We start from the raw sequence: 5,041 nt of genomic DNA, 5'->3' as shown, positions 1-5,041 counted from the left end.
AAATGGGAGCTATAAGCTCCCATTTTTAGTCTTTAATTCGCTTTTTCGCTTCGTCATAAACTATGCTATCAGCTCGTTTTCCGACGGTAATGAGCAGGATAACTACCTGATCATCTTTAACTTGATAGACAAGTCGGACACCAGCTTTTAATAATTTGATTTTATAGCAACCTGCAAGATCGCCTCTAAGCATATTCTTTGGAATATGTGGCTGCTCTATGGCTTTGGCTAGTTTCTTTTTAAATTGATCTCGTATAGCAACAGGGAGTTTTTCCCATTCTGCTGTAAAGTCCTTGTGACGTAAAAGCTTATAAGTCATCTAATGTGACTTCCTCAAACATCTCTTTAGGATCATTAATGCGCTTACGGACAAGAGCTAATAATTCTTCATCTTCTTCCGAAAGCAAAGCTTTTTTGACAGGCAGTTTCCCAGTCGTAGCAACATACTCAAGAATACTAGTGAAGAAATCCGTAGGTGCAATACCTTGCTCTTTAAGGATTGAATAAGATTTTTCTTTAAGGGCTTCATCGATCCTGAAGTTAACAGTAGCCATCATATTTCCCAAGTATTTAATGTACTAGGAACAGTGTAATGCAAATTGCATTACAAGTCGACTTTGCATAACCTCCATTATGTTAAATGGGTAGTGATTTGGTGGATTTTTCAGACTTTGGTTTGAAAAATCCATTTAAAATTAATTAAGCTGTTGTAATTTTTCATATAAATAATCAATAAATAATCTAACTCTCTTAGGTATATAATTTTTTTTGTAATAGACAGCATGGATTTTTTGCTCATGAATCTTTATTTCATCTTCAAATAAAGCAATTAATTTACCTTCTTTTATATCCTTTAAAATTAAAAATTCAGAGAGACAAGCGATTCCTACGCCTTGTAAAGCAAGTTGACGAACACTTTCGCCATTAGAAGCTGTAATAGATGGTGAAGTTTTATATAGTTGATCATTTATATAAATTGGCCAATTATTTAAATGCAAAGGATGGCTAAATCCTAATAATCTATGTTGATTTAACTCAATAATAGATTTTGGTAAGTTATTTTTTTTGAGATATTCAGCGCTAGCAACGATATACAAACGACTTTTATATAATAATTTTGCATAGAGACTTGAATCTTCTAGATCACCAAATCGTATAGCAACATCTATTTTATGCTCTAATAAATCAATTACATGATCATGACTAGTTAGTTCAATACTGATTTTTGGATATCGTTCTATAAACTCTGGTATTAATGGAATAATTACATGCAATACAAACGGTGTTGCTGAATCTATTTTAATTAAGCCTGTAGGTTCAGTACCTGGATTAATTAACAACTCTTCAGCTTCATTCAAATCAGAAAGTAATTTTCTTGCTCTTTCTAAAAAAATTTTTCCATCATAGGTAAGATTAAGGCTACGGGTTGTACGTTCGATTAATTTAACATTTAATTTTTTTTCGAGGCGTTGTAATGTGCGACTGATAGCAGATGTTGTTTGATTTAATTGTTCTGCTGTTTTCACTATAGAGCCACAATCAGCGATCGTAACAAATACTAAAAGTTCATCAAATGTAGATTTCATATCTAAGTAAATCATTAATAAAAAATCATTTTTAATTATATATTAATTTTAATTATTAACAATTAATCAATAATGTTTTGTTAATAATTGCATTTATGTTGATGGATCTTAAATTTATATTGTACTTCTCTATTCAATTTGGGATGAAGATGAATAATATTTTAATTATCAATGGTGCTAAAACTTTTGCTCATTCTAATGGTGAATTGAATGATACCTTGACAATTTTAGCAGAAGAAGTGTTAACCAAATTAGGTCATAAAGTTAAAGTTACGCGTGCTGATAGTGCTTTTGATCCAAAAGAGGAGGTAAAAAAATATCTTTGGGCTGATGCTATTATTTATCAAATGCCAGGCTGGTGGATGGGTGCACCATGGACAGTAAAAAAATATATTGATGATGTATTTACTGAAGGTCATGGTCATATATACGCTAATGATGGTCGTTCACGTTCGGATACTTCTAAAAAATATGGTTCGGGAGGCTTAATGCATGGCAAAAAATTTATGCTGTCATTAACTTGGAATGCACCTGCTGAAGCATTTACTGATCCAAAACAATTTTTTGAGGGGAGAGGTGTAGATGGGGTTTATTTGCCTTTTCGAAAAGCCAATGAGTTTCTTGGTATGCAAAGCATGTCAACATTTATTGCTCATGACGTCATCAAAGCACCAAACTTACCACAAATAAAAGATGACTATCGCCAACATTTGATCCGTAATTTTTCTGCATCAGTGATATAGAGGTAAATGATGTTAACAATTATTGCTGAAATTAAAGTAAAACCCGGTTCAAAGCATCTGCAACATGTAATCAATTCATTCAAGGAGATCACACCAACAGTGTTTGAAGAAGATGGTTGTTTTGGTTACGAATTACTTATTAATCATGAGAGTCATGCGTCTTATCAGGCGCCATTGAAAAATACAGTCGTTATGTTGGAAAAATGGAAAAGTATCAAACATTTAGATGCCCACCTTGCAACCGTACATATGCAAGAACATCACTTTAAGATAAAAGATGATGTGCTTGGTGTTGATATCCGAATTTTAGAGAATGGATTTTAATCAAATTATTATATTCATTTATGAGTTTCTCTAAAATTAACATAATACACGTTATAGGAATCTAAAAATGGGAGCCTTTAGCTCCCATTTTTACTATATTTTTTAAAGCGTTAGGCGTGTTGTACTGTGAGTTTTAAGCCTAAAGCATTTACTACACGATTAATTGTATCAAAACGTGGTGCTGAATCATGACGTAGGGCTTTGTAGAGTGCCTCACGCCCAATCCCTGCTTCTTTAGCGATTTGAGTCATGCCACGAGCTTTAGCAATAACACCAAGTGCATGAGCTAATTCAGCTGGATCATTCTCTTCAAGAACCATATTGAGATAAATCACAATGTCTTCTTCAGTTTTGAGTGACTCAGCCATATCAAAACTTGGTAAATCAGCTACTTTAACCATTTTAATCCTCCAACGTTTTCGATAGTTTGACTGCACGATCGATGTCTTGTTGTTGAGTTGATTTATCTCCACCACCAAGCATTACAATCACAACGTCACCATGTTGGATGTAATACATCCTCCATCCAGAACCGAAGAATTCTCTCATTTCCCAAACGCCATCTTGGAGAGGTTTAATGTCTCCCCAGTTTCCACGTTGAACCTTATCTAATCGACGATTCAGGCGGATACGGGTCATATTGTCTTTAATGCCATCCAACCATTCATCAAATTCTGGCAGACGTTTAATTTCAATCATGAGGATTCCTTCTCTTCTCACTATATTGTATTCGATCGAATACAATATGCAAGTAATCTATATGAACATCCATTAATTTCGTATAACAGCCATTATGTTAAATGGAAGAATCTTTGGCTTTAGAAAGGAGTGCTAAGCATAAAGAAATAAAAATCATACCTATCCAGCCAATAGGAGCTAATTTTTCTCCAACTAATGCTATTGCTAATATTGCAGCAACTAAAGGCTCAAATAAAGTTAAAGTAATTGCTTTACTTGCTGGAACAGTTTTTAAACCATAGCCAAATAATACATATCCTAAAAACATTGGAATAAGCATCATGTAGCCTACGACATAAATATTTATATTCTGTTCAAATAAATTTGAGCCAGTAAAGAATAAAGTAGGCAACAATAAAAGCGATGCGAAACCAAAAATCAGCCCCATAGAGGCTTTTGAATCTATTCCCCGATCTATAAGTTTTTTAGCTGCCCAGGAATATAAGGCATAGGTTAGTCCAGCAACAGCACCTAAAATGATTCCTAAAATTTGTCCATTATTAGTTATTTTTTCTGAGGTTATCGGTGAGTGTGACTCACCTATAGATAAAAAAATTACACCCATAATTCCCAAGATAAAACTAATAAAACAAATCATAGAAAGTTTTTTTTGATCAAAAAACCGTTCTAAAAGCGCTGTAAATAAAGGGGCAGTACCAATTGAAACAACAGTACCAATAGTTACCCCAGCTAAATGCATAGAAGAATAAAATGCCAAAGGATAAATAAAGACAGAAACGACTCCTGTTATCAAAATAACAAGATTAGAATCTATGTGAATTAAATTCTTTTTAATACTTTTTCGGGCTAAAAGTGCTTGTAAAAGACCACCACCACCCATAGCGGCAGCACCGATAGCAAGAGGACTGAGATTTGGAGCAAACGTAGCAGCTATACCTGTAGTTCCCCAAAGAAAAGCAGCTAAAAGAACAGCAATAAATCCGTAATTAGAAGCATTAGGAAGCATATTACTCATACAACTTCTTGCTCTAAAATATTAAGGACGATTCTTTTTGCAGCTTGAATTTTATGACTTGAGCCTTCTAAACCTGCTCTAGCAATGGATCCTTCTAGAATAAAAGATAGCATTAAAGCTATTTTTTGAACTTTATCTTGATTTGGAAAAATCTCAGAAAGCTGATTAGAAATAATGTTTTCAATTTCATCTTTATGCAATTTAATAGCCCATCTTTCAGGACTATTCGCTGGAAATTCAGCAGCTGCATTTAATAGACCACATCCTCGAAAACCCTTTTCATAAGCAAATTCAGCATGATCTTGATAGGCATCAAAAACTGCTAATATTTTATCTAAAGGAGTATGTGCTTCCTTACTTCTAATGGCATATAAATCAAGCCACTCTTGATGTCTAGCCTCAATATAAGAGTTAACTATATGAGATTTAGCAGGGAAATTATTATATAAGGACATTTTTGCAACTTTTGCCTTTTCTGTAATGGCATTAATTCCAGTGTTATTTATGCCATCGTTATAAAATAGGATCGAGGCTGCTTCTAAAATTCGTTGCTTGGCAGTTTTCATAAGGTTTAATTTAGGTAGACCGATATACCTAATATATAAGATGAGAACAGAATATTCAATTTTTAAGCCTCCCTACAATTAACATAATACACCTTATACGAAATGTAT

The 5,041-nt window shown here is 33.5% G+C and carries 9 protein-coding genes; 2 read left to right on the top strand and 7 right to left on the bottom strand.

Features of this window, described 5'->3' with window-relative positions; genetic code table 11:
- Positions 1–25: 25 nt before the first annotated feature.
- From MWG72_RS15335 to MWG72_RS15325, 3 genes are all read right to left on the bottom strand, one after another.
- Positions 26–319 carry a type II toxin-antitoxin system RelE family toxin gene (locus tag MWG72_RS15335; protein ID WP_004647759.1) on the bottom strand — a complete coding sequence of 98 codons (294 nt, stop codon included), beginning with the start codon at positions 317–319 and terminating at the stop codon, positions 26–28.
- The gene (locus MWG72_RS15330) at positions 309–554 is read right to left on the bottom strand and encodes a type II toxin-antitoxin system RelB/DinJ family antitoxin (RefSeq protein ID WP_000246755.1); all 246 of its coding nucleotides are present in this window, start codon (positions 552–554) and stop codon (positions 309–311) included. Before MWG72_RS15330 ends, MWG72_RS15335 begins: the two co-directional genes overlap by 11 nt.
- 141 nt (positions 555–695) lie before the next feature.
- Positions 696–1,586 (bottom strand): LysR family transcriptional regulator, encoded by an 891-nt coding sequence (locus tag MWG72_RS15325; RefSeq protein ID WP_035334907.1) that lies wholly within the window; start codon positions 1,584–1,586, stop codon positions 696–698.
- A 149-nt stretch (positions 1,587–1,735) separates the two neighbouring features.
- Between MWG72_RS15325 and MWG72_RS15320 the strand changes: the two genes are divergently transcribed.
- Both MWG72_RS15320 and MWG72_RS15315 read left to right on the top strand, forming a co-directional pair.
- Positions 1,736–2,329, top strand: coding sequence for an NAD(P)H-dependent oxidoreductase (locus MWG72_RS15320; RefSeq protein WP_004647752.1), 594 nt, complete (start codon positions 1,736–1,738; stop codon positions 2,327–2,329).
- A gap of 9 nt (positions 2,330–2,338) precedes the next feature.
- Positions 2,339–2,653, top strand: coding sequence for a putative quinol monooxygenase (locus MWG72_RS15315; RefSeq protein WP_005105962.1), 315 nt, complete (start codon positions 2,339–2,341; stop codon positions 2,651–2,653).
- 110 nt (positions 2,654–2,763) lie between these two features.
- On the opposite strand, the gene MWG72_RS15310 is transcribed toward MWG72_RS15315, so the two are convergent.
- The 4 genes from MWG72_RS15310 to MWG72_RS15295 all read right to left on the bottom strand — a co-directional run bounded on the left by MWG72_RS15310 (position 2,764) and on the right by MWG72_RS15295 (position 4,933).
- Complete coding sequence (locus MWG72_RS15310) at positions 2,764–3,054, bottom strand: addiction module antidote protein (RefSeq protein ID WP_004647750.1); 291 nt, start codon at positions 3,052–3,054, stop codon at positions 2,764–2,766.
- Between the two features lies 1 nt (position 3,055).
- The gene (locus MWG72_RS15305) at positions 3,056–3,352 is read right to left on the bottom strand and encodes a type II toxin-antitoxin system RelE/ParE family toxin (RefSeq protein WP_004647749.1); all 297 of its coding nucleotides are present in this window, start codon (positions 3,350–3,352) and stop codon (positions 3,056–3,058) included.
- 97 nt (positions 3,353–3,449) lie between these two features.
- Positions 3,450–4,367, bottom strand: coding sequence for a DMT family transporter (locus MWG72_RS15300; RefSeq protein ID WP_247144422.1), 918 nt, complete (start codon positions 4,365–4,367; stop codon positions 3,450–3,452).
- Entirely contained in the window at positions 4,364–4,933 is a 570-nt protein-coding gene (locus tag MWG72_RS15295; protein WP_004733260.1) for a TetR/AcrR family transcriptional regulator, read from the bottom strand. Before MWG72_RS15295 ends, MWG72_RS15300 begins: the two co-directional genes overlap by 4 nt.
- Between the last annotated feature and the right edge of the window lie 108 nt (positions 4,934–5,041).

Origin of the sequence: Acinetobacter lwoffii (assembly GCF_022967985.1) — a bacterium.
Lineage (GTDB): Bacteria > Pseudomonadota > Gammaproteobacteria > Pseudomonadales > Moraxellaceae > Acinetobacter.
The sequence above is the reverse complement of the archived record's forward strand: the minus strand, read 5'-3'. Positions and strand labels throughout refer to the sequence as shown.